Genomic DNA, 2,109 nt, shown 5'->3' on the forward strand with positions numbered 1-2,109 from the left:
ATCGGAACCCGAGATTGGGCGTGTGTCGGTCTCAAGTAGGATTGGTATTAGGTGACACTGCGTCTAGTGCTCGGCATCACCGCCGTCGATCCCGAGAAGCAAGACCTGCTGTTCGAGCGCTTCGTCTCGGCCGCGCGCAACGAGCCGCCCGACATCGACGTCGACATTGAGCACAAGCGCCGCGAGGAGATAATCCACATCGGCTGAGCTGCACGCCACACAGCCCATCTCGGTCACTTAACACCGTCGAGCTCAGAGACGGGAAGCCTACCAACTCCATCCCAGATAGCCAAAACAGGCCGATCGGCGCGAGGTCCGACAGAACCACGAATGCACCTCGGCCTGACTGCCGAGGCACCGGAAACTCCGGCATGGCTGGCGAACAGAGGTGCCACCCATGCCGGATGTTGAAAGTGGCAGGCCTACCGCATCTTTTTCGTCAGCTTTGCGGCAATCTCGTACATCTCCTCCGGCGCGTAATCCGGCGTGAAGACGTTGGGCTGGCCGACGAGGTCGTGGATCTTGCCGCCGTCCGGCATGCCTTCCACCACTTCCAGCGTGCCCGGTGGGTCACCCGGCAGCGCCATCTCGCCGCCGCCCCAGACCGCGGCGATGTCCTGGTAGTCGCTCGGGCTGAAGGTATAGAGCCGGCGGTGTGAGCCCTCGTCCAGGTATTTCTGGCACTCCGGGATGTTGCCGAGCGGGATATTCGGCGTCGGCAGCATCTTCTCGATCTCGACGCCGGTCAGGTGCTTCAGCGCCAGCGCATAGGCATGCGCATGCACAGACCCACGCACCAGCAGGTAGCCGCAGACCTCGCGCCCCGTCGGGTCGGACAGCGTCTCGTAGACCCGCAGTTTGTGCAACCGCGCACCGCATTCCAGGTGAAAGTTGTGCAAGAGGTCGAAGATCACGTTGCCCGTGGTGGTGACCATATCGACGTTCCAGGACATGGAATTGCTGTTCACCGGCAGTGCACCGCCGGCGCCTGAGGCGAAGCTGGCGAAGGATCGGATATCCTTCATCGCCTCCATCGGCGCGCCGCTGATGTCACCGCCGTCTTTGGTGTCAACGGTCTTGGGATCCGGGCCGTTGTTCAGCATTGCGATGCCGTTGCTCACCAGCTCGACATGACCGAGCTCCTCGGCGGTGATGCAGGCGACCAGGCTGTAGAAGGCGCTCAGCTTCGACTTGCTGCGGAAATTGAAGCTCTGGAACAGATAGTTCCCGAGGGTTGACATCTCGCCGTACTTGCCGCCGAGCAGCTCCTGCAGTGCGGCGGCGGCGTTGGGATCACGCCGCTTAGGGGCAGGCAGCTCGGTCTGCAGTTTGTTGACGCGCAAAAACATGGACGACGCTTCCAATTGATTGAAGTCAGTTCAACGACGAAGTGCCATAGCAGTTGCGGCACCAGGTCGGAGTGGGACAAGGACGACATCGACGCGCTCGGCATGATGGGGGTCGACCTGCTGGCGCTCGGGATGCTGTCCTGCCTGCGGCGCGGCTTCGACCTGCTGCGCCGGCACCGGGGCATCAGCCTCGACCTCGCGGCCGTGCCGCGCGACTGCCGCCAGACCTACGCCATGCTGCGCCGGGCCGACAGCCTCGGGGCGTGGTTCGAAACCGGGTCACAGGCGAAGCTGGATTGGCGCTGCCGGGGTGGGTGATGGCACCCTCGGGTTTTCACCAGTGAGGCGAGTATGGACCGAGGTGTTGGCGCGGCGGTCGGGCTGCCCGAGAGCGACCGCAAGGAGCTCGCCATCCAGGCTCTGGCCGGTTCCGAGACGATCAGTGACCTCGCCGCGCGGGGCGTGGTTCGAAACCGGGTCACACGCGAAGCTGGGTTGGCGCTGCCGGGGTGGGTGATGGCACCCTCGGGCTTTCACCGATGAGGCGAGTATGGACCGAGGTGTTGGCGCAGCGGTCGGGCTGCCCGAGAGCGGCCGCAAAGAGAGCATGCAATGTTGTGGGGACGCTGCTGCACCAAACTCCAAGCCATGTGGATGATACCTGCATGACCGAGCCCTCCGAGGTCCGGCTGGACCTTGCTGACGTCCTGGCCGAGTTCGTCCTCGGCGCAATGGCGCGCGAGGTCGAGATGGATGAGGA

General features: G+C 63.8%; 2 protein-coding genes and 1 pseudogene. 2 read left to right on the forward strand and 1 reads right to left on the reverse strand.

Annotated features, from left to right (window positions below; genetic code table 11):
• Positions 1-66: 66 nt before the first annotated feature.
• Positions 67-195, forward strand: a pseudogene (locus tag Q7A36_RS39470) (hypothetical protein); the annotation flags it as partial.
• 227 nt (positions 196-422) lie between these two features.
• On the opposite strand, the gene Q7A36_RS39475 reads toward Q7A36_RS39470, so the two are convergent.
• Positions 423-1,349, reverse strand: a complete 927-nt coding sequence (locus Q7A36_RS39475; protein ID WP_305109264.1) for a manganese catalase family protein — start codon at positions 1,347-1,349, stop codon at positions 423-425.
• A gap of 15 nt (positions 1,350-1,364) precedes the next feature.
• Between Q7A36_RS39475 and Q7A36_RS39480 the strand changes: the two genes are divergently transcribed.
• On the forward strand, positions 1,365-1,667 hold the full coding sequence (locus Q7A36_RS39480; RefSeq protein ID WP_305109265.1) for a hypothetical protein: 303 nt from the start codon (positions 1,365-1,367) through the stop codon (positions 1,665-1,667).
• The last annotated feature ends 442 nt before the right edge of the window (positions 1,668-2,109 follow it).

This window comes from Paracraurococcus lichenis, from assembly GCF_030657435.1.
Taxonomy (GTDB): domain Bacteria; phylum Pseudomonadota; class Alphaproteobacteria; order Acetobacterales; family Acetobacteraceae; genus Paracraurococcus; species Paracraurococcus lichenis.